Source organism: Bartonella sp. AA86SXKL (assembly GCF_042196885.1).
The window spans coordinates 176178-200528 of sequence record NZ_JBHIRE010000002.1 but is presented as its reverse complement, the minus strand read 5'-3'; the positions used below and the strand labels follow the sequence as shown (position 1 = coordinate 200528).

18 protein-coding genes are annotated in these 24351 nt (G+C 37.5%); 9 read left to right on the top strand and 9 right to left on the bottom strand.

What is annotated here, in order from left to right; translation table 11 throughout:
- Positions 1-73 precede the first annotated feature (73 nt).
- From ACFIO5_RS02070 to ACFIO5_RS02060, 3 genes are all read left to right on the top strand, one after another.
- Entirely contained in the window at positions 74-3019 is a 2946-nt protein-coding gene (locus ACFIO5_RS02070) for a bifunctional [glutamine synthetase] adenylyltransferase/[glutamine synthetase]-adenylyl-L-tyrosine phosphorylase (RefSeq protein WP_375634243.1), read from the top strand.
- A 452-nt stretch (positions 3020-3471) separates the two neighbouring features.
- Entirely contained in the window at positions 3472-4296 is an 825-nt protein-coding gene (locus ACFIO5_RS02065) for an outer membrane protein (protein WP_375634241.1), read from the top strand.
- A 347-nt stretch (positions 4297-4643) separates the two neighbouring features.
- Entirely contained in the window at positions 4644-4769 is a 126-nt protein-coding gene (locus tag ACFIO5_RS02060; RefSeq protein WP_375617587.1) for a hypothetical protein, read from the top strand.
- Positions 4770-5674: 905 nt separating this feature from the next.
- Here ACFIO5_RS02060 and ACFIO5_RS02055 read toward each other — a convergent pair.
- From ACFIO5_RS02055 to ACFIO5_RS02035, 5 genes are all read right to left on the bottom strand, one after another.
- Positions 5675-6559 carry a metallophosphoesterase family protein gene (locus tag ACFIO5_RS02055; protein ID WP_375634238.1) on the bottom strand — a complete coding sequence of 295 codons (885 nt, stop codon included), beginning with the start codon at positions 6557-6559 and terminating at the stop codon, positions 5675-5677.
- Between the two features lie 595 nt (positions 6560-7154).
- Complete coding sequence (locus tag ACFIO5_RS02050) at positions 7155-9251, bottom strand: glutamine amidotransferase (RefSeq protein WP_375634236.1); 2097 nt, start codon at positions 9249-9251, stop codon at positions 7155-7157.
- Positions 9248-12046, bottom strand: coding sequence for a DUF4159 domain-containing protein (locus ACFIO5_RS02045; RefSeq protein ID WP_375634234.1), 2799 nt, complete (start codon positions 12044-12046; stop codon positions 9248-9250). Before ACFIO5_RS02045 ends, ACFIO5_RS02050 begins: the two co-directional genes overlap by 4 nt.
- Positions 12043-12954 carry a DUF58 domain-containing protein gene (locus tag ACFIO5_RS02040; RefSeq protein WP_375617591.1) on the bottom strand — a complete coding sequence of 304 codons (912 nt, stop codon included), beginning with the start codon at positions 12952-12954 and terminating at the stop codon, positions 12043-12045. Before ACFIO5_RS02040 ends, ACFIO5_RS02045 begins: the two co-directional genes overlap by 4 nt.
- Positions 12955-13986 carry an AAA family ATPase gene (locus ACFIO5_RS02035; protein ID WP_375634232.1) on the bottom strand — a complete coding sequence of 344 codons (1032 nt, stop codon included), beginning with the start codon at positions 13984-13986 and terminating at the stop codon, positions 12955-12957. It lies immediately after the preceding gene.
- A 245-nt stretch (positions 13987-14231) separates the two neighbouring features.
- On the opposite strand from ACFIO5_RS02035, the gene ACFIO5_RS02030 reads away from it, so the two are divergent.
- Complete coding sequence (locus ACFIO5_RS02030) at positions 14232-15485, top strand: CCA tRNA nucleotidyltransferase (RefSeq protein WP_375705065.1); 1254 nt, start codon at positions 14232-14234, stop codon at positions 15483-15485.
- Positions 15486-15970: 485 nt separating this feature from the next.
- Here ACFIO5_RS02030 and ACFIO5_RS02025 read toward each other — a convergent pair whose 3' ends face one another.
- Positions 15971-16447, bottom strand: a complete 477-nt coding sequence (locus ACFIO5_RS02025) for a tRNA (cytidine(34)-2'-O)-methyltransferase (RefSeq protein WP_375634307.1) — start codon at positions 16445-16447, stop codon at positions 15971-15973.
- A gap of 726 nt (positions 16448-17173) precedes the next feature.
- Here ACFIO5_RS02025 and petA point away from each other — a divergent pair.
- The 4 genes from petA (at position 17174) to ACFIO5_RS02005 (ending at position 20424) form a co-directional block, all read left to right on the top strand.
- A complete protein-coding gene (petA, locus tag ACFIO5_RS02020; protein WP_375620691.1) occupies positions 17174-17722 on the top strand; it encodes a ubiquinol-cytochrome c reductase iron-sulfur subunit in 549 nt (182 codons plus the stop codon).
- 4 nt (positions 17723-17726) lie between these two features.
- On the top strand, positions 17727-18983 hold the full coding sequence (locus tag ACFIO5_RS02015; RefSeq protein WP_375634226.1) for a cytochrome b: 1257 nt from the start codon (positions 17727-17729) through the stop codon (positions 18981-18983).
- Positions 18977-19873 carry a cytochrome c1 gene (locus ACFIO5_RS02010; RefSeq protein ID WP_375684103.1) on the top strand — a complete coding sequence of 299 codons (897 nt, stop codon included), beginning with the start codon at positions 18977-18979 and terminating at the stop codon, positions 19871-19873. Before ACFIO5_RS02015 ends, ACFIO5_RS02010 begins: the two co-directional genes overlap by 7 nt.
- Positions 19874-19983: 110 nt before the next feature.
- On the top strand, positions 19984-20424 hold the full coding sequence (locus ACFIO5_RS02005; protein ID WP_375611176.1) for a PRC-barrel domain-containing protein: 441 nt from the start codon (positions 19984-19986) through the stop codon (positions 20422-20424).
- A gap of 159 nt (positions 20425-20583) precedes the next feature.
- On the opposite strand, the gene ychF is transcribed toward ACFIO5_RS02005, so the two are convergent.
- Complete coding sequence (gene ychF, locus ACFIO5_RS02000; protein WP_375661796.1) at positions 20584-21687, bottom strand: redox-regulated ATPase YchF; 1104 nt, start codon at positions 21685-21687, stop codon at positions 20584-20586.
- 265 nt (positions 21688-21952) lie between these two features.
- On the opposite strand from ychF, the gene ACFIO5_RS01995 reads away from it, so the two are divergent.
- Positions 21953-22696: a L,D-transpeptidase gene (locus tag ACFIO5_RS01995; RefSeq protein ID WP_375634218.1), complete on the top strand. Its 744-nt coding sequence runs from the start codon at positions 21953-21955 to the stop codon at positions 22694-22696.
- A gap of 193 nt (positions 22697-22889) precedes the next feature.
- On the opposite strand, the gene pth is transcribed toward ACFIO5_RS01995, so the two are convergent.
- Both pth and ACFIO5_RS01985 read right to left on the bottom strand, forming a co-directional pair.
- A complete protein-coding gene (gene pth / locus ACFIO5_RS01990) occupies positions 22890-23516 on the bottom strand; it encodes an aminoacyl-tRNA hydrolase (protein ID WP_375684102.1) in 627 nt (208 codons plus the stop codon).
- A 76-nt stretch (positions 23517-23592) separates the two neighbouring features.
- Complete coding sequence (locus ACFIO5_RS01985; protein ID WP_375610123.1) at positions 23593-24222, bottom strand: 50S ribosomal protein L25/general stress protein Ctc; 630 nt, start codon at positions 24220-24222, stop codon at positions 23593-23595.
- Positions 24223-24351: the final 129 nt, after the last annotated feature.

The window sequence follows — 24351 nt, the reverse complement described above, 5'->3', positions numbered from 1 at the left end:
ATTTTTCTTCACTTTTCTCTTTTCATACGTAACAACTATTTTAAAAGTATAAAGCAATAGAAAGGAAAGAAAAATGCTTTTCAAGGGAGCGCAGACGAAACAAGCTTTTTTTAAAACACAGCTTCTCCCTTTATGTCCTCTCGATAAAAGTGGTTCCCAATGGTTAAAAGACATGGAAGAACAAGCAAGGAAAGAAGGTTTAGAATCGCTTGTTTCCATCATTTCAGAGAGTGGAACGCAGATTGATTTTATCAGTTCGGTTATGACCTTATCTCCTTTTTTGCGTGAGGTTTTAATTGCCAACCCATCATATCTTAGTGCTTTATTAAATGTTGATATAGAAACAAGGCTGAGCGAAATTATAGATGATATTACAGCTATTGATAAGGATGAAGCTATAAATGAAACTTCATTGATGGCTGCTTTAAGGCGCAAAAAACGAGAAGCGCATGTTCTTATTGCTTTAGCTGATTTGGGTGGTGTTTTTACTTACGAAGTTTCATGTGCTTGGTTGACACGTTTGGGCGAAGCAGCATTAAGTGTAGCACTACGTTTTCTATTAAGAGAAGCGCATGATCATGGTAAGATCAATTTATTAAGCCGTGAGAATCCAGAAAAAGACTGTGGTTTAATTATTTTAGGGATGGGAAAGTTAGGAGCAGGGGAACTTAATTATTCTTCTGATATTGATCTTATTGTTTTCATTGATGAAACATCACCTCATATTGGTAATCTTTCTGAAAGTGTTGACATATTTTCTAAAATGGTACGCCGATTAATCCGTATCATTCAAGAACGCACTGCGGAAGGATATGTTTTTCGTCTTGATTTTCGTCTTCGTCCAGATCCAGGATCAACCCCTTTGGCCTTACCAGTAAGGACTGCATTGCGTTATTACGAAGGGCGTGGGCAAAATTGGGAACGAGCAGCCATGATTAAAGCACGTCCAGTTGCTGGTGATAAGAGGGCAGGTTTTAACTTTCTCAAAGAGCTTTTTCCCTATGTGTGGCGGAAATATTTAGATTACGCTGCTATTGCTGATATTCATTCGATCAAACGTCAAATTCATGCGCATAAAAATTATGGTCAAATTGCAGCTTATGGGCATAATATAAAGTTAGGTCGTGGTGGTATTCGTGAGATTGAGTTTTTTGTTCAGACACAGCAGCTCATTGCTGGTGGACGTTTTCCTCAATTACGTGGACGTCAGACAGTTGCAATGTTAGCAGAACTTCACACGCTTGGTTGGATCAGTGAGAAAACGAGAAATAGCCTTATAAAAAGTTATGCTATTCTTCGAAATGTAGAACATCGTATTCAAATGCTTTTCGATGAACAAACACATCTTCTTCCAAATGATACTGCTCAATTCACGAGTGTTGCCTATTTAATGGGTTATCAAGACAGTAACAGTTTTATCCGTGATTTATTAAAAACACTTCAGGTTGTTGAAAAACATTATGCTGCACTTTTTGAGAATGAGCAAGAACTTGGTTTAGAAATTGGTAATTTAGTTTTTACAGGTGAAGAAGATGATCCAGAGACATTAATAACGTTAAGCCGTTTAGGTTTCGAAAGAGCAAGTGATATTTGTCGTATTATGCGCACGCTCCATTTTGGTCGTTATAAAGCAACGCAATCAGCCGAAGCACGCGAGAGATTAACGGAATTAACACCAGCTCTTTTGAAAGCTTTTGGTGGGACAAAACGAGCTGATGAGGCGATGTTGCGTTTTGATGGTTTTTTACAGGGCTTACCTTCAGGAATTCAGCTTTTTAGTCTTTTGCAGTCTAATCCTTCTCTTTTGGATATGCTTGTCCTTATTATGGGGGCTGCTCCACGTCTTGCAGAAATTATTGCACGCAGGTCCCATGTTTTTGATGGAATGTTAGATCCGAATATTCTTTCAGAATTACCGACCAAAACGTACTTAGAAAAACGGCTTGAATATTTTCTTGAAAATGTTCTTTCTTATGAGAAAATTCTTGACCATTTAAGGATTTTTGCAGATGAACAACGTTTTTTGATTGGTATTCGAATTTTAAACGGTACAATTACAGGAGAAAGAGCGGGTTTTGCTTTTACTGCGCTTGCTGATCTTATGATTACAAAAACATTTGCTACCGTTCAAGAGGAATTTTCTCGTCTTCATGGTCGTATTAAAGGGGGGCGTGTTGGCATATTGGGTATGGGGAAGCTTGGAAGTCGCGAATTAACAGCAGATTCCGATGTTGACCTTGTTTTGCTTTATGAACACGATAATGATGCAGAAATATCTGATGGAGAAAAGCCTCTTTATATCTCTCAATATTATACGCGTTTAGCACAGCGCCTCGTTTCTGCTTTATCCACTCTTACAAGCCAAGGTATTCTTTATGTCGTTGATTTAAGGTTACGGCCATTAGGCAATAAAGGACCTATTGCTGTTTCTTTTCCATTTTTTAAAAAGTATTACCGCCAAGAAGCATGGATATGGGAATATCTTGCTTTAACAAGGGCTCGAGGCATTGCAGGAGACCCTGATTTTTTACAAAAGCTAGAAAATGAAGTGTGTGCAATTATTGCTATTTCTCGTGATAAGAAGGAAGTTGCAAAAGAAGTATGTGAAATGCGTGCCTTGATTGCAAAAGAAAAGCCGCCAAAAAATCAATGGGATTTAAAAACGATGTCTGGTGGCATTATGGATTTGGAGTTTATTGCTCAATTTTCTCTTATTACGCATGTCATTGAGTTTCAAATTGGAGCGACGACAGCGGATATTTTAGATCACTTACCAAACAGTTTTCTTAATCAGTCATGTATTGCTGATTTACATTATGCCTATCGTCTTTATACAAATTTGAGTCAAATTATACGGCTTTGCTTAAATGATTCTCTTGATCCCAATGATATGCCACCTGGATTAAGTGACCTTTTGTTGAATAGTGTTGGGGAACCTGATTTGCTTCGTGTTGAAAAATTAATTGCAGAAACTGGGCAATTGGTCTGTTCAGTTTTTTCAAAAATCATGAAACATTAAAATAATTCTATAAGAATAAATAAAAATTATTAATTCCATTTTTATATATTAATTTTTTGTCTTTCATTTCATAGACGCTTGAGATGGTTAGAGTGAAGTTCTCTACTGGTTTTTCAAGTGTGATGAAAAAATTCTCCATTCTAGGTATCATTCTTTATACAAAAAACGATGAGTGATTAATTTAGTGAATCATATTTTTTATGAGCGTTATCTCATTTTTTCAAAAAATTGACATTATAATTATTTATATTATTGAATATAATGATGATCAATATGAAGCTATAAAAGCTGCTATAGATTAATAGTTTCTGGAAATTATAAATAATATTTAAGCTTTATTTAAAACTAATTTTAATTTTTTAACTGTGTCATTTTTGCTATAGATTTTTTCAAAAAATTGTGAAACGATTTACCATTATTTATGTATCACATTAGCTTTTAGGGGAGCAATTATGATTACAAAGTATTTAGCCTCAACATCTCTATTTTCTTTAATTTCAATTTCTGTAGTACAGGCGTCGGATATCGTTATTCCTGAACAACCTGTTCCTGTTATTCCAGCGCCTGCTTTGTCTTGGACAGGATTTTATCTTGGAGGACAGATTGGTAACTTTTCAGGTAAAACAACTGCAAGTTATTTAAAACATGAGACAGGGATATGGAATCCAATTGGAAAGGAGAATTTACCTAAACTTTCTGGTTTTATCGGGGGAGTTTATGCGGGTTCCAATATTGATATCGATAATAGTTTTATTATAGGTGTTGATACAGATATTATGTGGTCTGGTAAAAAGGATTCTAAAGATGTCAATCTACCGAAAAAAAGTCCAACTGAAGAAACACCAAAACCTATAGAAGAAACAAGTCTAACAAGAGATTTGCAGGAGAATGATTCAACAAGGCGTATTAAAGCTGTACGTCATACTTTAAAACAAAAATGGGCTGGTGCTACACGGGTGAGAGTTGGTTTTGCGATTGAGCGTATGATGCCTTATATTTCCGGAGGGATTGCTTATACGCAGCTTCAGAATATTTTTGCGGCAGTAGCTGATAGCAAAAATGGAGAAGTTGATTTTTCTGATTGGTTGCATGATGAAAAAAAGACCATGATTGGTTATACCCTTGGAGGTGGTATTGATTTTGCAATGACTGATAATGTCATTGTGCGTGCAGAATATCGTTATTCAGATTTTGGCAAAAAGAAGTTCATACAGGATAAATTTGAAATGGGCTACAAAACAAATGATTTCCGCGTGGGTGTAGCTTATAAATTTTAATTTTTTGCAGAATAAAACACTTCAAAAGTCTCATTTTCGAATGAGGCTTTTATTTTTCAGGTATGTTCTAGTAAATATCCTTTACTCAAAAGGGCTACTATTTTATTCGAACAATACTTTGATTTATAAATATAAATTACTTTTTGTCATGTTGAGTGAGAGACCCGAGTGTCATAAGATTTTCTCATTTTAAACCTATACTATATTGAACCAATCAAAACCATGTCTTTTGCACGTCAAAAAGAGGGGGAGTCGTGAGATAAAAAACATTAAAGAAAGAATAAAAATGCTTCTTATGAACTATCTTAAGTGCTAAAGGCTGTTGCTACATTAGGGGGTGGCAAAGTATGAGATTTGATACTAGCTTGCTTTTCCATAAACGTGAAGATGGTGTTGCTAAATGGACTTATCATTACATCATTCATAGGTGCCGTCGGGAAATGGGTTTTGGTGCTTTAAAAGATGCTTTTTAAAACCAACATGTGAATTGGCAAGCTAATGGCATTTTATTTTATTTGAAAGATCTCTCATACAATCAACTTTTCTGTTTTGCGGTATCGTAAAATATTTTATTTAATAACAAAAAGATCGCAAAAAAATTCTAAAGCACGTAAAATTACATCCGCAATGTAACTCAATAATAAAATAATTATAAAGAGTATTATAAAGTGATTTATAGGAAAAAATAGAGAGAAAATTAGGAATTTATTGAGACATAAAAAACATTATTACCTATGTCTGTTATCGAAATATAATCTACTATTTTTTATAACTTTTTTAATGTACGATAATAAATGTCGAGTGAAATAGTAATGGATCATTTCAAATCTATTTACGATAAATCAATCAACATCATTTGTTTATGAATCACAAGTAGGTTGGGTTATTGAAATTATATACTTTAGTTATTATTTGGCTTTTTTAGGCATTGATTTTCAGGTATAGACGCTGAATGAGCTTCTCTATTATTCTATAAAATATCATCATTGTAATAATATAAGGATTTTACGCATTAGATGCTTTTGGAGGAGTGTATGATGAAATTCAAAGCAGGGTTTATGTGTAGAGCTTTGTGAAGTAAATCACATGCGCAATTAGCAGCTGGAACCCGTGAGACAAGAATCCGGATTATTTATAAATCAGATGTGGTAGAATTTTCGTTCTTTAGGGCGGGAAGGAAGAAAACCGATAAGTTTGTAAAAAGCTAGTCACATAAGTGGGGCAGCAGATGGAACTGTCTGAGAAAAATTGATCTATTGACAGAGAAGGTGAAACTTTGTCTTTTAAGGAGAAAAAGGGAAATAAGAATTATGATTTTCAAAGGAATATGAAATAAAAATATTTTCGTTTTTTGTTGTTTTGGCAACTATGAAGGTGTTTAAAGATTAATTGTTTCAGTACATGCAATCTCGTTTTGAAGATTGATAATGCTATAACGTTGTAATTGGCAATGCCATTGATTTTGTAAGCGTTCAATGGAAAATAAATTAAAGCCTGCGGGTGGTTTTTTATCACCAAAAGCTTGTGATGCGGAAGGAACACCAACAATAGGAATTTTTTTAATTGGTCCTTCAATGTAATTCAATGTGGGTAAATGAGTATGTCCGTGAAGAATAAGCTCACAACCGTGATATTTGATAACGTCTAGAAAACGTTTTATATCCCGTAGTTTTTTATGCCAAGACGTTGCCTTTGGAAAGGGGGGGTGGTGAATCATGACGACACGAAAAAGGTTGCGCTGTGCTGCTTCCTTTAAAAAGAGCGGTAAAGTTTGCGCTTGCATTTTACCAAAATAGCCAGAAGCTTGAAAAGGCAATGTCGCAATGGCTGAAGAAGCTGCTATGATGGCAACATCTTTGCGAATGCGCATATAAGGAAAGACGCTTTTTTGAGGGATGTCACCTGTAATCCAAGGTTTAAAAAGAGTGCATGCTTTTTGTAAAGCGCCGCGGACATAGGCATCGTGATTTCCAAATGTTAAAGAAATATCTTGAGGTTTTCCTAGGTTAAGTAGCCAACGATGAGCTTGTACAAATTCTTTATCGAGAGCAAGATTTACAAGATCACCAGAGATCACAAGGTGATCAGGTTTTTTTTTGTTCAAGGCATCTATTACAGTTTCTAGGACATCTGTTGCCATCTGACTCTTACGTTTTTTTTGCCAGTTCAGATAACCGGTAAGACGCTTCCCAGAAAGTTCAAAAAGGGAAGGTTGCGGGAGAGGGGAAAGATGTACATCCGATATATGGGCAAGATAAAACATAAAAGCTCGTAGAGGATTAAAAACGATTTAAAGAATAAACATAAGATAAGTTAGTGCTTAAAGGCAAGAAAGATTGTAAAATGAAAATTAGCTTGCAAAAAAGAACGTCTCAAGCGGAATGTTCCAAATAGAATATCCCTAATAAAATATCATTGTGTTGTAGATTCACATATTTGTAAAAAAACATTTCTCAATGCGTTTGAGCTAACTTCACGACGGTACTCGATATTATAATGGAAAGCTTCTGTGAACTATATAGGGCTTACTGTACACTACCATCTCTACACTTATACAAGGTGCAAATAAAAAACATCATACTATTTTCCCCCAATTTTATGAAAATCCTTGCTTTGCTTTAAGAGGATTCATAAGAGGTATTTCACTCTTTTCTTCAATGGTTTCTATCCATACAGCATCTCTTCTAATAATACGCAAGAGAATGTTTTTTATTGTTTTAATATGAGGATATTAGAAATAAGGAGAATTCCACTGTATTTTGAGTTATAAATCAATACGTTATCTAATTACAAAAGACAAGTAGATACGTAAAAAGATAAGCTGAATTTTAAAACTATTATACGAAATCTCAGACTTTTTAACGGCCTTCATAATACCACATGCTGCTCAACAGTAAAAGGTAAGCAAGCAGTGCAAAAAAACCAGAAAATATCGAAAAATAAAAGGTATTGATTAAACGGGTTTCTGTTGCTTCTTTCAGAACAATTGAATGTGCTGGGGAAGAGGACGGACTTGTTTTTGATTGAATCAGCTTAAATGGAGGAAGATGAATGTTTTCTTTTCCTTCAGGGTGTAAACGTCCGATGTAGCCACCAGTGTGCTTAATAATGGGGGCTAGTTTTTCTTGTGTTGAAATCAAGTCAAACAACTCAAGATTATCGAGCATCCCTACAGAAGAAAGTATTGTTAAACCGCCATTTTTAATGGTAAAAATTCCTGTCTCATCAGTGGTCACAGTTGCAGTAAAAAGGCCTTCTTGCTCTTTGGTCAGAGTAATATTTTCTTTTTTTCCAGAGGGAAAGATTATTTCAGCGGGTTCTGGATGGTCTTTTAGAGTTTGGCGGCGAATTGTTAAATGATGATGGCTGCTGGTCGCACTTAATTTTTCTTCCTCAAGTTCTGGTTCTTTCATGAGCCAATGGGCAATACGACGATAAAGAGCAGCATAAGGACCACCGCCTTCGAAACCTCGTGCCCAAAGCCAACTTTCATCAGAGAGCAACATGCCTACACGTCCTTTATCAACATGCGAGAGAAGTAAAAGTGGTTGTTCATCGGCTCCTTTCATGAGGGCGATTCCGTTATTTATGTTTTGAATAGCAATTTGTCGCAACCACTGCCCCCATTGAGAAGCGGGAAGGTTAAGTGTTGCAAGACCCCTTGTGACAGGATGGCGCTCACCTTCTTTGGTTAATGTGGGGCGAAAAGGTTTTTCAATAATAGTTCCATTGGGCAATGCCGGTAAAATGCTTATTAAAGGTGTTTTCGCAAGTGAGTTTTTTTGGGTAAATTCAGGTCCTGTTACCATCAGCAATGCACCACCCTTTTGTACATATTGGGCGATATAATCATAGTAGATTAAGGGGAGAACAGTAGAGTGCTGGTAGCCATCAAGGATGATGAGATCAAAGTTATTAATTTCTTCAACAAAGAGTTTTCTTGTGGGAAAGACCACTAAGGATAATTGGCTTGAGGGCGTATTATCTGCTTTGGTGGGGGGACGCAAAATAGTAAAGTGAACAAGATCAATATTAGAGTCACCTTTCAAAAGGTCTCGCCATGTCCGTTCTCCATTATAAGGAGCACCTGAAATAAGAAGAACGCGTAAATTTTCTCTGATTCCTTCAATAATTGTTATGGCGCGGTTGTTTTTAAAGCTTAGTTCACCTTTGTGTGGATCAGTTATAACTTGGATAATATTTTTTTCAGCATGAGGAAGGCTAATTTCAGTTTGAAAAATCACGCCAGGAGTCACAGAATAATGGCCAATGTCTTGTCCATTGACGCTTAGTGTAATATTTGCTTTCTGTGGTATTGTTTTTTTGGCGGGGCCTTTATCTTCTACCAAAATGGAGAGCGTTTGTGGTTTGTTGACAAGGGCAAAGCGTGGAGGAGAAATAAACTTGATTTGGCGATCAAATTCATCTGAGTGCCCTGTAATCAGGGCATTGAGAGGTGCTTCATGATGAAGGTCTGATAGGTCAGGAATGTCATGCACTTGTCCATCGGTGATAAAAATGGTTCCTGCATAACGAGAGAGCGGTACATCAGATACTGCTTGTGTTAAAGCCTCAAACAAATTCGTTGAGGGCGCATACTGATTATCAGCAAGTTTTCCAGCTTCAATAAAGCGTGGTTCAAATTGTGGATAATGCGCCAATGCTTGAGTTAATTGCGCGCGCGCTTCATCACTGTCGTTTGTACGTGTTCCAAATGTTTGGCTTTTGCTGCGGTCAATAACAATTCCTACTGTGCTTTTCAGTGGTTCACGCTGTTCTTTTATGATCATTGGATTGAGCAAAGCAAGGATGAGGGCGCTTAATGCCATCAGACGAAATAAAGAACCTTGCCGTTGCGTAACAAGACCAACAACGACAAAAAGAATCGATATTCCACTTAAGAACAGAATCCAAATGAGTGGTAAAAAAGGCTGAAAAGTGAAAAATGATATCATTGCCTTCTTTCTCTTTTAAAGCGTTCCAAGAGTGCTGGAACATGAACTTGATCCGCTTTATAGTTTCCTGTAAGAACATAAAGGACAATATTTAAACCTGCACGAAATGCCCATAGACGTTGCATTGGATCATTGGGAACAAGGGGATATTTCCATGACCCTTTTTTATCGAGTGCCCAAGCACCAGCAAAGTTATTGGCAGTAATGAGAAGAGAACTTACATTATCGCCGCTGGCAAGGGAATTTTTATTTTTTTTGTTTGTTGATGAGGATTCAATCCATAAAGGTGAACCACGGTAGAGACCAGGAAAATCTGGCATAATATAAAAAGAACGTGCAACAACATGATCCGTTGATGCTGGCTCAATGGATGGAATATTTAACTCTTTTAAGATATCTCGTAATCTTTGCGTTTCTGGAGTAGCATCTCCTTCAAGATTAAGATTGCTCTTTATCTGATCGCGCGTGTCAAATAAAATTGTTCCCCCATGTTTCATAAAGTTATTTATTTTTTCAAGGCTTTTGGGGGTTGGTATAGGACTCTTAACATCAATTGGCCAGTAAATAAGAGGATAAAAAGAGAGTTCATCTTTATCGAGATCAAGTGCTGTAACAGAGCCGAGGGTAAGCATTGTGCGCTCTGCGATAAATTGACTTAATGCTTCTAGACCACTTTTACTCGTTGTATCAATTTCATGATTATTGGTTATAACATAGGCAAGATGTGTTGCACCAGCAGCTTGTACACTATCATATTGATTTTCTTTCGTTTGTGCATGAAGAGTTGGATCATATGAAAACAAGGCAATAAGACTTATAAAGGGGAGGAGAAACATATTACGCCGTTTCATGAAAGAAAAAATATCTCCTATCCATAAAATGAGAAAATTGTCAAAGGCGAATAATAAGATGGCTAATCCTAAAAGTGGGCCGATAAGATTTTTTTCTTTTGTATCGTAAGATAAAGGTTTTTTATTAAGAGAAGTTGGCAATGATGATTGTTTCATCAAGTGCGACGAATGAGTTAAGAGATTGAGTGCATAAAAATCGTTTTTGACACCATAAAGTCCTGGGGGAGTATGGTAGGAAGGATGGGGTGGATTTTGAGAGTCAAAGATCAAAGGAACAACATCAGAGGGTGGTACTTGTAATTGTCCGTCAACGGCTATAGTTCGCCAAGGGTTTTGTACCACTGTTCTTTTTTCTCTGTGTGTTAGGTTTGTGTTTTCGTTAGAACCTAATGTGATTAATTTTTGCAGCATTTGTGCAAAAAAGCCAGAAAGAGGAAGGTTAGACCATGTTGGGTCAGGAGCAACATGAATGAGAATGAGGGTTCCTTTACCACGTTTTGCTGCGGTAATAAGAGGAGTTCCATCCGAAAGGCTAAGCCACGTTTTTTCAAAAAGATCTGGGGTTGGTTCTGCGAGGATTTGGCGCGAGACAGTAACATCTCCTGGAAAGGGAAGACCAAAGAAAAAGCTATTTTTTGCAAAAGGGGCAAGCTTTTGTGGTTTTGTCCAAGACATAATACTTCCAAGGGAACGTTGACCTGGGCGTAGTGGTATCGGAAGAAGGTTATCGTAATGTTCTGCGCTACTGAGTTTTTCTCCTGCAAAGCGGATGAGTGTTCCCCCTTTATTCACAAAATCAGAAAGTTTTTTTTCTGCTTTTGGGGGTATGTTAACAATGTCACCCATAATCAAAACAGATGGATTTTGTTTAAGCAAATGATCAATATCCGTTGAAAGTTCTCTTCCACCGGCTGTTATAAGCTGTGTATGACCTTGTAAGGCTTTGATAATGTAATAAAATGGAGCAAGTAAAGGCTGTGCCATTTCATTGGTATCGGGTGAGAGAAGAGCAACACGGCTTATCCTGTTATGGCTGTCTACCAAGAAGGTTGCAGCAGCATGGTTTTGATTGTTTATTTTTATCCAAGCGATATCATTGCGTAGTTCAAGTGGTACATTAAAAGGAACAAGTGCTGTTGTTTCTCCTTCAGAGAAATTGTTCGTAAATTGTCCGAGAAGTTGATTATTTGAATCGTAGAGGCTGAGTATAGCGGGAGTGTTACTGTGTGTTGTTGAGCGGATAATACGCGCGCCCATGTTTCCATTGTTATTTTCTATGGATGTTATGCCGGTTAAATCGGAAATATCAGTCAAATACCACAAGAAGTTTCTAGGTTTTAATTCTTCAAGAAGAGCAAAAGCTTGCTCATCTTCATTTGTTTGTAATCCATCACTTAAATAAGCAATATCAAGAGGTTTTCCTTTGGTTATTTTGCTGAGTTTTTTGAAGGCATGCACGCGGTTGACAGGCCAAGGACGCGGTTGCAAATGCATTAAATGCTGTTTTATAATCTTGGCTGGTTGGGGCTCTATATTGGAGATATTATTTTCAGCCGTTGCAACAAGATAAATATTTTTTTGCTGTTTTTCTGCCTGTGCAAGGAGCATTTCAGCGATAGAGATGCGCTGTTTCCATTCTTTTACAGAAACCCAACCATTATCAATAATGAGTGCAAGGGGTTGAGACCCGGAAAAGCTTATTGGTTTTTGATTCCAAGTGGGGCGTGCTAGAGCTATGATAACAAGTGCCGCTATGGTTAAACGCAACAAGAGCAACCACCAAGGTGTATGTTTTGCTGTTTCTTGTTGATGAGTTGGTTTGGGTAAGAAGCGAAAAGGAGGAAAAAGCTCTTTACGCGGAGATGGAGGAGTTATCCGCAACAGCCACCAAATGACCGGTAGGAACAAAAGCCCTAGTAACAGAAAGGGAGCAGCAAAACTCAAAGTGCCCTCCTTTTTTGCAATGGAGAGTCGCTCATTGTATTTGCAAGATGAAAAATGGTCTCTGTTAAAGGTTGATCTGTTGTACTAACGTGATAAGACCATCCTTGGCGTGCGCAAAAATTTACCAATTCTTGTCGCCTTGCGTGATATAGTTTACAATAGTTCTTACGAAGATCTTCTGCTTTAGTGGAAACATGTTTCTCTTTCGTTTCAGGATCCAAAAATTCTGTGTGACCTGTGTAGGGAAAGCTTTCTTCTGCGGGATCAGAAATTTCAATTAAATGAGCTGTCACCTGTTTTGTAGTTAAAACGGTTAAATGTTGGATGATTTTTTCAGGATAGTCGAGAAAATCACTCATTATAATGACATGTGAAAAGCGTGTAATCGTTGAAAAATCCGGAAATAAATTTTCATCTGAATGATTTTCTAAAGCAAAGGCTATTCGTTCTACGACATTGGATGTCATTGTGGGGGACATTAAGTTGGGAATAGCAATATGTTCGCCACTGCGTGCAAGAAGGGATGCCAAGGTAAGGGTAAGAATAGTGGCATGATTACCTTTAGAGATTTTAGAAAAGCGCGAACAGTAATGCATTGATGCGCTCTGATCAGGACAAAGCCAAACGGTTTGTGTCGTTTGCCATTCGTGTTCACGGAGATACGTATTTTCATCACGCGCTGAGCGACGCCAATCAATGCGGGTAATGGATTCTCCTTCCATATAGGGACGAAATTGCCAAAAGTTTTCCCCATTACCGCTTTTACGTTGTCTATGCCACCCGGTGATCAATGTATTAGCGATATGACGCGCTTGTAAAAGGAAATATGGCATTTTGCCAGTATCCTTATGCAGTTCATTTGCCAGCGACAATGGAGGCTTTTGTAAAACTTTTTTGCCAAGAGCCATTCAAAGAGCATCTTTCACAAGGTTATTGATAATATCTTTTACGGTTATATCTTCAGCACGGGCAGAAAAATTAAGAGCCATGCGGTGTTGTAATACGGGATAGGCCAATGCTTCAACATCATCAAGTGAAGGAGCTAAGCGTCCATAATAAAGAGCACGAGCGCGAACACAAAGTGAAAGGGCTTGTGATGCCCGTGGACCAGGTCCCCAAGAAACATAAGTATTAGCAAGGCTATTGTCTTTATGAGGGCGAGATGAGCGGACAATTTTTAAAATAGCTTCAATCACATTTTCTGAAAGAGGCATTTTGCGAACGATATTTTGAATTTTTTGCAATTTTTTGCCGGATAAAATTGGTTTTGCATTTGATTTTTTTTCTTTTGTTGTTTCTAAAATAATCCGTCGTTCTGTTGTAAGGTCAGGATAGTCAATATCGATTTGCATCAAAAAGCGATCCAGTTGTGCTTCAGGAAGTGGATATGTCCCTTCTTGTTCGAGAGGATTTTGCGTTGCAAGAACATGAAAAGGTTGTGGCAAATCATAACGGTTACCTGCAACAGTAACATGATATTCTTGCATAGCTTGTAAAAGGGCTGACTGTGTCCGTGGGGAAGCACGATTGATTTCATCGGCCATGAGAAGTTGCGTGAAAATAGGACCTTGAATGTATCGAAAAGAACGTTTACCGTCTTTATCGGAATCCATAATTTCAGAACCAATAATATCCGATGGCATTAAGTCAGGAGTGAATTGGATGCGTTTTTCATCAAGCCCTAAGACTGTTCCCAATGTTTCAACAAGACGTGTTTTTGCAAGTCCTGGAGCACCGACAAGAAGGGCGTGACCACCAGCGAAAATAGCGATTAAAGCATATTCGATTACCTGATTTTGCCCAAAAATAACTTTGTCAATTTCTTTTTGTAAAATATCCAATTCTTTGTGTGCCGTATCAATATCATCAATAATGACTTGAGCTTCATGATTGATATTGACCTTTTTTATAGAATTGGATGATGGATCATGTTGACTCATATTTCTTCCTTAAGGCGTTTGTCGCAAAAATGGTAATTTTCTCTGCATGATAATGGATATCTTATTGTTTGTAACAGAAAATGAGAAGAAATGAAGTATCATATGCCGTTTTTTTATATTCGTATATAAGAAGAGAAAAGTTTCTTTGGAAGAAATAGACGTGCTTTATAAGGGATGTCTTAAAAAAATTGTTTTATGAAGAGAGTTTTTTAAAGCAATGAAGACAATTTTTGAAAGGTTAAAGGGTGAGTATAAGACAGAACTTCAAACAGGTTGCGTGGTTACAACAAAGTGATATCCAAACACTTCTTCGTGTTTTGTCTGTGGAGGGGGAAGAGGCGCGTATTGTAGGGGGAGCAGTGCGCAATCAACTGCTAGGGCAGCCTATTAGTGATATTGATATTGCAACAACCTGTTTGCCGCAACAGGTTATTGCACGTGTAGAAGAAGCAGGATTTAAAGCTATTCCTACAGGGATTGCTTTTGGTACAATAACAGTAGTTGCTCATTCATGTTCTTATGAGGTTACAACGCTTCGCTGCGATATTGAAACAGATGGTCGTCATGCAAAAGTGGCATTTGGTCGTGATTGGAAAAAAGATGCTGAACGGCGAGATTTTACGATAAATGCGCTTTATTGTGATGCTGCTGGCAACCTTTATGATGATGTGGGAGGTTTGAGTGATATTGCTAGCCGAACAGTTCGTTTTATTGGGGTTGCAGAAGATCGTATTGGCGAAGATTATTTGCGTATTTTACGGTTTTTTCGCTTTTTTGCGTGGTATGGAGCAGGGCGACCTGATGTGCAAGGATTGAAGGCATGTGTTCGTTTAAAACACGGTTTAAAAAAACTTTCTTCTGAACGTATTTGGGCAGAAATGAAAAAGCTTCTTGCGGCGTTTGATCCAACGCGTGCTCTTTTATGGATGCGACAAAGCAGAATTTTGGCACTCATTTTTCCTGAAACAGAACGATGGGGCATTGATGCAATTCACGCATTGGTGAAGACAGAACAGGCTCTTAGTTGGAAAGTTGATCCATTGTTACGGCTAGAAAGCCTTCTTCCTCCTGATCCCATACGTCTTCATGAAATGGCACAGCGCTTGCGTTTTTCTCTTAAGGAAACAACGCGATTAAAAGAATGGGCAGAGTTAGAAATAATAAACCAAAACTGTTCTGATCATTTTGTGCAAAAACTGATTTATTTTCATGGACGACAGCCAGTTTTAGATCAATTATCGTTGTCTGTCGCTGCATCACATCTTGATCATCTGGAAAAAAGTGATGCTTTGCAAAAAGCAGAGGGTTATGTCAAGCTTTATCAATTTGCCCAAAAATGGCAAATTCCAACTTTTCCTATTAATGGTAACGATTTAATAAAGAAAGGTTTTACAAAAGGTGTACTTTTAGGAAAAAAGCTTAAAGAGCTAGAAATGATATGGATTGAAAGCGGATTTTTAATGGATCGTCATGCACTATTAGAAAAAATTGATTTATAATATTTCTGTTTATAAACTCACTGTTGTTTATATTTTTTAAGTCAACATATTAATTTATAATAATCATTATTTATGTGAAATAAGAGTTCACAATATTGTAAGGTTATTTCAAACCTGTTCATATTACATCAATCAAAGTTATTGCCTTACACGTCACAAGTGAGGAAAAATGATTACAGAGAGGAAAAATGTCTCTTATGAATCATCTCAAAGATAAGGATTCTCGAAAATGAGAACGAATAAAGAGAATAGTGGTAGCGGTTTGCACCTTGTATGACCATAAAGAGGGGGATGTTCACTGGATTTTTACTATGAGGAGTATTTAATCATTCATAGGTGGTGATATGAGGTGATATGAAATGGATGTGATGGGCACTAAGAAATGTTTATTTTACCAGCACTTAATTGTTGGAAAATGATAGGCATTATACGCTCTAACTGTTCTTTATATGTTGTATTATTGTTTTTCGTGATAATTTATGTTTTTATAGGTTACAGTTTCTTTCATGATAACCAATTTGGCGTAATGCTTCTCCTGTTGTTATGGCTACGCTCATGGCGAGATTTAGAGAGCGTGCCTGTGGTTGCATGGGAATTTTCAATGTGTAATCGGCCGCTTCATGAACATAATCGGGAACGCCAGCTGTTTCACGACCAAAAAGTAAAACATCATTTCTTTGATAGCATATCTGCGTATAGCATGTTTTTGCTTTTGTACTTAAAAGCAACAGGCGGCGTTTAAAGTGTTTCATGGAGCTTATAAAATGTTGCCAATCAATGTGTCGTTCTAAGGAAGCATATTCGAGATAATCCAATCCTGCGCGTTTGAGATTACGATCCGACAGATTAAAGCCTGCAGGTTCAATAATGTGCACATGTAAACCAAAGCAAGCGCTAAGACGTAAAATCGTTCCAGTATTACCAGCAATATCAGGTTGGAAAAGAGCTATATGAAGTGTCATGTTCTCTGTAATATGATTTTTCTTTCGACTTTGTAAAGAAGCACCACAATTTATTCGAAAAATATGCTTTGAGAAATACATGTTTTTTACGGTTCATTTTTATTCCCTTTAAATTTCAGGGAAAAAGTTATGTATACAGGTCTGTTTGGGATCAGAGAGAAGCTCCCTATTAGGGGCTTCATTTTATTGAGCAATCCATGAAATGAATTGGCTCATTATGTTGAAAAATGGGATATTTAATAAGGTTAGATCATCAATTTTAATTAAAATCAACAAAATATGCTTTTTATGCAAAAACAGAAGCGAAAAAAATACTCATGCAACCAGTTGGAATTGAGGGAGGGAGAGATGCTGTAAATGTGTTAAAGAAATAACCGATAAGCTCAACTTGTTTACTGAGATATGGTCATAACAAGACTATGTTTCTTTCTTTAGAAGTGTTTATTTACATGCTATCTCTGATTTTCACGGGCGGGGGAGTAATTTTGATTGATTAATATGAATAGGTTTGAAATGAAAAAACCTTACGGTGTTTAGGGATTTCATTCACTCCGTAAAACGATGAATTATCATTATAAAACAGTTTTTTGTATAAACCATACAAATGGCAGGAGTTTTTTACGGGGATGTTTTTATGGTTGAGGTAACGGAGTGATCAAGCATTGTATAATGGGAGAGGGTATGGTAAAAGAATGTTTTAGCAAAGTGTCTCTTTAAGTTAAGTCCATGGGTGAGCAAACGAGGCGGGATTTTCTGTTTTTGGTAACAGCTGTTGCAGGGGCAGTTGGAATGGGAGCGGTTGTGTGGCCTTTTATCCGTCAGTTGCGTCCAGATGAAGCTGTTTTGGCATCTTCCTCTGTTGAGGTTGATCTTTCTGGTATTGAAGAGGGGATGTCGGTAACGGTAAAATGGCGAGGACAGCCTGTTGTTATTCGAAATCGTACGGCAAAAGAAATTGCTGATGCGCGCGCTACTGAATTGAGACTTCTAAAAGATCGTCAAGCGCGCAATCCTAATCTTGAAGGTGAAAAGGAAGCAACAGATTTTGCGCGTTCAGCAGGTAAAGGACGTGAAAATTGGCTTATTGTTATTAATCTTTGTACGCATCTAGGCTGTGTAACACTTGGGCAATCGGGTAAATTTGGAGGATGGTTGTGTCCCTGTCATGGGTCTGTTTATGATACTGCTGGAAGAGTGCGGTCAGGTCCAGCTAACTATAATTTGACTATTCCACCTTACCAATTTCTTTCTGATACTTTGCTCAAAATAGGATAAAGTCATGATAAGGTTTCCTCCTTATTGTCCTAAAAGTGCTCTTGTCCGTTGGTTTGATAAGCGTTTTCCTCTTCCTCGTTTTTTTTATAATGCATTTGTGATTTTTCCTGTTCCACGTAATCTTAATTACTTTTACACATTTGGCGGTATTTTAACCATTATGCTTTTATCACAGCTCTTGACTGGTATTGTCTTGGCTATGCATTATGTTCCGGATATTCATTTGGCTTTTGAAACTAGTGAACGATTTCGGCGTGAAGGGCAGTTTGGTTGGCTTTTTCGTCCATGGCATTGTGTAGGCTCTTCGTTTTTTTTTATTGCTGTTTATATCCATTTGGCACGTGGACTTTATTATGGTTCTTATAAAAATATGCGAGAAATGGTATGGGTTACAGGTATTTTTATTTATATCATCATGATGGCAATAGCATTTTTTGGTTCTGTGCTTGTTTGGGGGATGATGTCTATTTCAGCGGCTTCAGTGATTGCAGGGCTTTTAAAAACGATACCTTTGGTGGGGATATGGTTGCATGAGACACTTCTGGGTGGTTATGTCGTAGGACAACCAACGTTGAATCGTTTTTATGTTTTCCATTATGTTTTATCATTTATTTTGCTTCTTTTTGTGGGGCTGCATATTTGGGCAATTCATTGTGTTGGGCAAGGCAATCCAACAGGTCTTGCTATACAATCAGATAAGGAAACAGTTCCATTTTCGCCTTATGCGCTTATCAAAGATATTTTTGCTATTACTGTTTTTCTCATCTTCTTTGCCTGGTTTTTGTTTTATATGCCCGATTATATGGGGCAGGCTGAAAATTATAGTGTGGCAGATCCTTTAAAGGCACCTCTTCGTGTGGTTCCAGAATGGTATTTTTTGCCTTTTTATGCGATGCTTCGTGCTATAACTTTTGATATTGGTATTTTCTCTTCAAACTTTGTTGGTTTTGTTTTATTCGTCAGTTCGATTTGCATTTTAATTTTTGTGCCATGGTTAGACCGCTCTAAAATATGTTCAGCAAGATATCGACCTGTTTATAAAATTTTCTTTTGGGCGTTGGTTATTGATATCGTTTTTCTTGGTTGGTTGGGGTCAAGAGAAATAAGTGACAAAATTCTTTTATGGACACAATTGGCTACGGTTTATTATTTTATATTTTTTTTGGTTATTTTGCCGATTTTGCCAGCGTTTGAAAAAAATTGTTCTCTTCCTTCTTCAATTATGCAAGATTTAAAACAGAAAAAAAAGAGACTATGGTAAATGTCTTTGTCGGGTTGGTTGTTATTGTTGCTATGAGTTTTTCTGCTCAGAGTTTAGCGAGTGATGCCTCTGATCAGGAAGAGGGATTTATTTCTTTTCCTTTACAGGTTCCTAAAAAACAAGAATGGAGTTTTTCAGGTCCATTTGGGCTTTATAATAAGGCGCAATTGAGGCGCGGATTAAAGGTTTATAGACAAGTTTGTTCCAGCTGCCATGGGCTAAAATATGTGGCTTTTCACAATTTAAAAGATCTTGGGTATGATCAAGAACAGATCAAAGCTTTGGCGGAGCAATATGAAGTGCGCGATGGTCCTAATCGAGAAGGAAAATTTTTTAAACGTGCTGGGATTGCAACGGATTATTTTCCTTCTCCCTTTTCACATGAAGAAGAAGCAAGATTTATTTTGAATAGTGCTTATCCTCCAGATTTGTCATTGATGGTACGTGCACGTGGGGTATCTTTGCCGTTTCCTGCTTTAATTACTGATGTATTGACTCATTATGATACAGCTGGTCCAGATTATATTACGGCTCTTTTAACAGGATATCAGAAGGCACCGAAGGAGATAAAAATTGCGAATGGTTATTGGTATAATCCTTATTTTATTGCCGGTAATTCTTTAACTATGGCTCCTCCTTTGAGTGATGGTATGGTTTCTTATGAAGATGGGACCCCAGAAATCATTGAACATTATGCGCGCGATGTTTCTGCTTTTTTGATGTGGGCTGCCGATCCTCATATGGAAATTCGTAAAAAAACCGGTTTTCGTGTTATTTTATTTTTAATCATTTTTGCAGGGTTTGTTTATATTTTAAAAAATCGTATTTGGTGTGGTTTAGAAGAAGAATTAGAGAAAGAAATAAAAGACGAAATAAAGAGAAAAGGGTAAAGCGACAAGGCTCAAAAGAGTATAGAGTATAAAGAGCATAAGGAACAAATCTTTTTATGATGCATTGAGGTTTTATAAAGTAAAAGCAAAGTAAAAATGGAGATGTTAAAATGAAAAAAATTGCATGTACTACTCTTATGTCAATTTTGATGGTTTCTAGTACTTATGCTCAGTCTTTTGAAGTGCCTTCAAAACCTGAAATGATCTCTTCGACGGGTATTGTACAGGTAGGGATAGATAAGTCTGTGCGTTATGTGACACCTTTAGCAACGGATTTTGTTGCTTCCAGTCTTATAGGCGCCAATGTATATAATATAGAAGATGAAAATATTGGTGAAGTAAAAGATATTATTTTACGTGAAAATAATATTGCAGGATTTGTTATTGCTGTTGGTGGTTTTCTTGGCATAGGCGAGAGTTATGTGGTCGTTTCTCCAGAAACAATCCAGATGACAAATGATTATGGTAAATGGAAACTCATTACAAATGCGACAAAAGATTCTTTAAAGAACGCTCCAACATTTAAATACGAAGGGCGTTGGACACGCTAATTTTATATTTCTATTCTTTAATGGATCAAGCTGTTGCTATCACAATCATATGCTAGCAACAGTTTTTTTGTTCTAAAAACTCTTGAGAATTTTTGCGACAAGATTCCAAGGAGCTATTACCAAAGTTTTCAAGATAAACTATTAAGACAGAGTGAAGATTTAAGTATTATGTTTAAATAACATGATATCGCCATCTTGCACAATGTATTCCTTTCCTTCATCGCGGGCTTTTCCTGCTTCCTTTGCACCGCTTTCTCCACCCAAAGCAATATAGTCATTATAGCTGATGGTTTGGGCACGAATGAAACCGCGCTCAAAATCTGAATGAATAACACCAGCTGCTTGGGGAGCTTTTGTACCACGCGTAATTGTCCATGCTCGTGTTTCCTTAGGCCCACAGGTGAAGTAAGTAATGAGATCAAGTAAATGGTAACCAGCGCGAATGAGGCGATTGAGACTCGGTTCAAAGAGTCCTAGAGCATTGAGATATTCTGATGCTTCAGCATCACTCAGTTGTGTAATTTCCGCTTCGATAGAAGCAGAGATGATAATGCTTTGCGCATTTTGCTCTGTTGCCATTTTTTCAACTGTTTGGGTAAAGCTATTTCCATGAGCGGCGTCATTTTCGCTTACATTACAAACATAAAGTACAGGCTTGGAGGTTAAAAGATTCAAACTCTTAAGAATGTGGTGTTCATCGGAAGAAATATCTTTGAGTAATAACCGGACAGGGTTTCCCTGTTGCAGTATGTTTAATGCTTTTTCCATAATAGGTAAAATTGTGAGAGCTTCTTTGTCTTTTCCGGTTGCTCGTTTACGGATTTGTATGATTCGTCTCTCAAGACTTTCAAGATCCGCAAGCATGAGTTCGGTTTCAACCGTTGTCGCATCACAAACAGGATCAATACGTCCTTCTACATGGGTAATATCTTCATTTTGAAAACAGCGTAAAACGTGGACAATGGCATCGACTTCGCGAATATTGGCTAAAAACTTGTTTCCTAAACCTTCACCTTTTGAAGCTCCTCGCACAAGCCCCGCAATATCGACGAAGTTAATGCGTGTAGGAATCATTTCTTTTGAACCAGCGATTGATGCAATTTTTTCCATTCGTAAATCTGGAACAGCAACTTCACCGGTATTGGGTTCAATGGTACAAAAAGGATAATTGGCAGCCTGTGCAGTGGCTGTTTTTGTTAATGCATTAAAAAGAGTTGATTTCCCGACATTAGGTAATCCGACAATACCGCATTTAAAGCCCATGAGAGTCTTTCTTTTCTATTGATTTTATGGTCAAGATAAAGCTTCCTTTTTATAGCATATTTTCAGAAGAGTTATAGTCCTTGTCTTGCGATAAGTGAGAAAAAAGTCTAAAGTAGTAGGTATCTACTTTTTTACCTTAGTTCTTCTTACCTTATTGTTCTCCTTAGTTACAAGGATAAGAAAACTTCGAATTAATGTTAATATTGTGCTAAGTTTTTCATGGTATGCAAATCTGCATAAATAATTAATCGGAGAAAATAGAAGAGTGTTATCTCGTTGTGCCTTTTTAATTGCAGCACTTTTGGCTTTGGCTGGATGTGCTACACGTCAGTCAGATATGTCATCGGTACCTTTTCAACAAGTTCGATACATTCCACCAGAAATACAGGCTTTGTATGGTCCTGTAACGAATGAGACCTATTCGTTACCTGCTGTTGATCTTGCGACAATTGATCCAAAATATTGGCGACAAGAGGTGATTTATTATACATCTTATGCGCCTGGAACATTGGTTATCGATACGCAAGAGTGTTTTCTTTACCTTATTGGTGAAAATGGAAAAGCTTTGCGTTATGGGATTGGTGTCGGTAAAGAAGGCCTAGCATTTGAAGGTGAGGGGGTTATACAGCGCAAGCGTCGGTGGCCAAATTGGGCTCCTACTGCAGCTATGATGGCTCGAGAACCAGAACGTTATGGTCATCTTGGGAAAGGAATGCCACCAGGGCCCGATAATCCATTAGGTGCGCGGGCACTTTATTTGTTCAAAAATGGGAAAGATACACTTTTCCGTATTCATGGCTCACATGAATCGTGGTCAATTGGGCGTGCTATTTCAAGTGGGTGTATCCGTTTGCTTAATCAAGATATTATCGATCTTTATGATCGTGTTCCCGTTGGTTCGCGTGTTGTGGTATTGCAAAACAATAGGAGTATTCCTACAGTTTATAATCAACAATCAAATGGTTACGATCCGCTACAGTCGACCATTCAGCCAAATGATTTTTTTTAATTTAGGGGAGAAGATTGGAGAGAGCCGTTTGAGTATTTTGGTTTGCTGTTCAATCTTCTCTTTCTCTCAAAAGAGAATAAAAGAGAATATAAGCCTTTCTTTTTCAAAGGTGTATACAAGCTTGTATTCTGTTCTATTTTCTAGCTTCTCACGTTGCCAACAGATTTTGCCTTAAGTTTATAAGAGGATTTTTTTAAGAGTTCTTATTCATATTCTTCACGCGACTGGGACACGCAAGCCAATGGTTCTGATTGTTTTTTATCGTTTGTGAAACTTCATTCATAAAGAGGGATTTATCATCTTTTATAAGGAGAGCGATATTTTTTGCGATTGTCTCTAAGAGAGGGGATAACCATTCTTGATCAGATTTGGTAAAATTTCCCAGGACATGCTGATGAACAAGTTCTTTGCTTCCAGGATGACCAATTCCTATGCGTATACGACAATAGTCAGTACCACAATGGGCATCAATAGACTTAATGCCATTATGCCCATTATTTCCTCCACCAATTTTTATACGAACTTTCCCCGGTGACAGGTCTAGCTCATCATAAATGATGATCAAATTCTTTAAATCTAATTTATAAAATCGCAAAGCTTCACCGATAGCTTGACCAGAAAGATTCATGAAAGTTTGTGGTTTTATAAGAAAAATTTTCTCATTATTTATGAAACCATTGGAGATTTCTGCTTGAAACTTCTTTGACCATGGAGAAAAAAAGAAGGACTGATAAATGGCATCAACAGCCATAAAACCGATGTTATGGCGGTTATTTTGATATTGTAAACCAGGATTGCCAAGACCAGCAATAAGCCACATGTGTATCTTCAGTCAAAGTATGAGTAAGGGTAATGTCTCATAAATTAAGGCGGAAAAAATTCCCGCCTTTTGAGTTTTATGAAGTTTCCGTGTCTTCTTCATCATTTTCTTGTTCAGAAGTTTCATCGCTGACATCCATGCCAGCAGGAGCTGCAATGGTTGCAATGGTAAAGTCTCGATCTTGGATGATGGGAGTCACATCTTTTGGCAGTTGCACTGCTGAAATGTGAATAGAATCACCAATAGAGTAGCTGGAGAGATCAATTTCAATAGCTTCAGGAATAGCACTTGCTGGAGCTGTACATTCAATTTCGTGCCGAACAATATTGAGGACACCACCCTTTTTAAGTCCAGGTGCCGTATCTTCATTGAGGAAGTGGACAGGAATATTCACTTCTACAACGGATTTTGCTGAGATGCGCAAAAAGTCTACATGGAGGGGAAAGTCACGCACGGGATCTAATTGATAATCTTTTGGCAAAACCATAATTTTTTGCTTGTCAAGAATAATCGTTGCAATGGTGGTACGAAAGCCACCGGCATGAATTTTGTAGAAAATTTCTTTATAGGGAACTGTTATTGCCAAGGGTGGTTGTTTTTCACCATAAATGACAGCAGGAATAAGACCGTTGCGGCGAAGTTCACGGGAGGACCCCTTACCAACCCGCTCGCGTTTTTCGGCCTTAAGAGTGTAGCTTTTGCTCATAATTTAAGTCCTTTTTACATGATTGGAGATCCTTCAAAAACAGTAATAGTTTTTGCATGGATATGAAGATATGCGCTAACCAACAGCGATCACTCCATTCTGCGTTGCCTCCAAGGGTGTCTACGCAGA

Coding starts and splice junctions, on each gene's coding strand:
- ACFIO5_RS02060 (WP_375617587.1), top strand. CDS start 4,644: ATGAGATTTGATACTAGCTTGCTTTTCCATAAACGTGAAGATGGTGTT.
- ACFIO5_RS02010 (WP_375684103.1), top strand. CDS start 18,977: ATGGTAAATGTCTTTGTCGGGTTGGTTGTTATTGTTGCTATGAGTTTT.
- ACFIO5_RS02065 (WP_375634241.1), top strand. CDS start 3,472: ATGATTACAAAGTATTTAGCCTCAACATCTCTATTTTCTTTAATTTCA.
- pth (WP_375684102.1), bottom strand. CDS start 23,516: ATGTGGCTTATTGCTGGTCTTGGCAATCCTGGTTTACAATATCAAAAT.
- ACFIO5_RS02025 (WP_375634307.1), bottom strand. CDS start 16,447: ATGACACTTCATATAGCTCTTTTCCAACCTGATATTGCTGGTAATACT.
- ACFIO5_RS02015 (WP_375634226.1), top strand. CDS start 17,727: ATGATAAGGTTTCCTCCTTATTGTCCTAAAAGTGCTCTTGTCCGTTGG.
- ACFIO5_RS02005 (WP_375611176.1), top strand. CDS start 19,984: ATGAAAAAAATTGCATGTACTACTCTTATGTCAATTTTGATGGTTTCT.
- petA (WP_375620691.1), top strand. CDS start 17,174: ATGGGTGAGCAAACGAGGCGGGATTTTCTGTTTTTGGTAACAGCTGTT.
- ACFIO5_RS02050 (WP_375634236.1), bottom strand. CDS start 9,251: ATGATATCATTTTTCACTTTTCAGCCTTTTTTACCACTCATTTGGATT.
- ACFIO5_RS01985 (WP_375610123.1), bottom strand. CDS start 24,222: ATGAGCAAAAGCTACACTCTTAAGGCCGAAAAACGCGAGCGGGTTGGT.
- ACFIO5_RS02040 (WP_375617591.1), bottom strand. CDS start 12,954: ATGGCTCTTGGCAAAAAAGTTTTACAAAAGCCTCCATTGTCGCTGGCA.
- ychF (WP_375661796.1), bottom strand. CDS start 21,687: ATGGGCTTTAAATGCGGTATTGTCGGATTACCTAATGTCGGGAAATCA.
- ACFIO5_RS02070 (WP_375634243.1), top strand. CDS start 74: ATGCTTTTCAAGGGAGCGCAGACGAAACAAGCTTTTTTTAAAACACAG.
- ACFIO5_RS02035 (WP_375634232.1), bottom strand. CDS start 13,986: ATGAGTCAACATGATCCATCATCCAATTCTATAAAAAAGGTCAATATC.
- ACFIO5_RS02055 (WP_375634238.1), bottom strand. CDS start 6,559: ATGTTTTATCTTGCCCATATATCGGATGTACATCTTTCCCCTCTCCCG.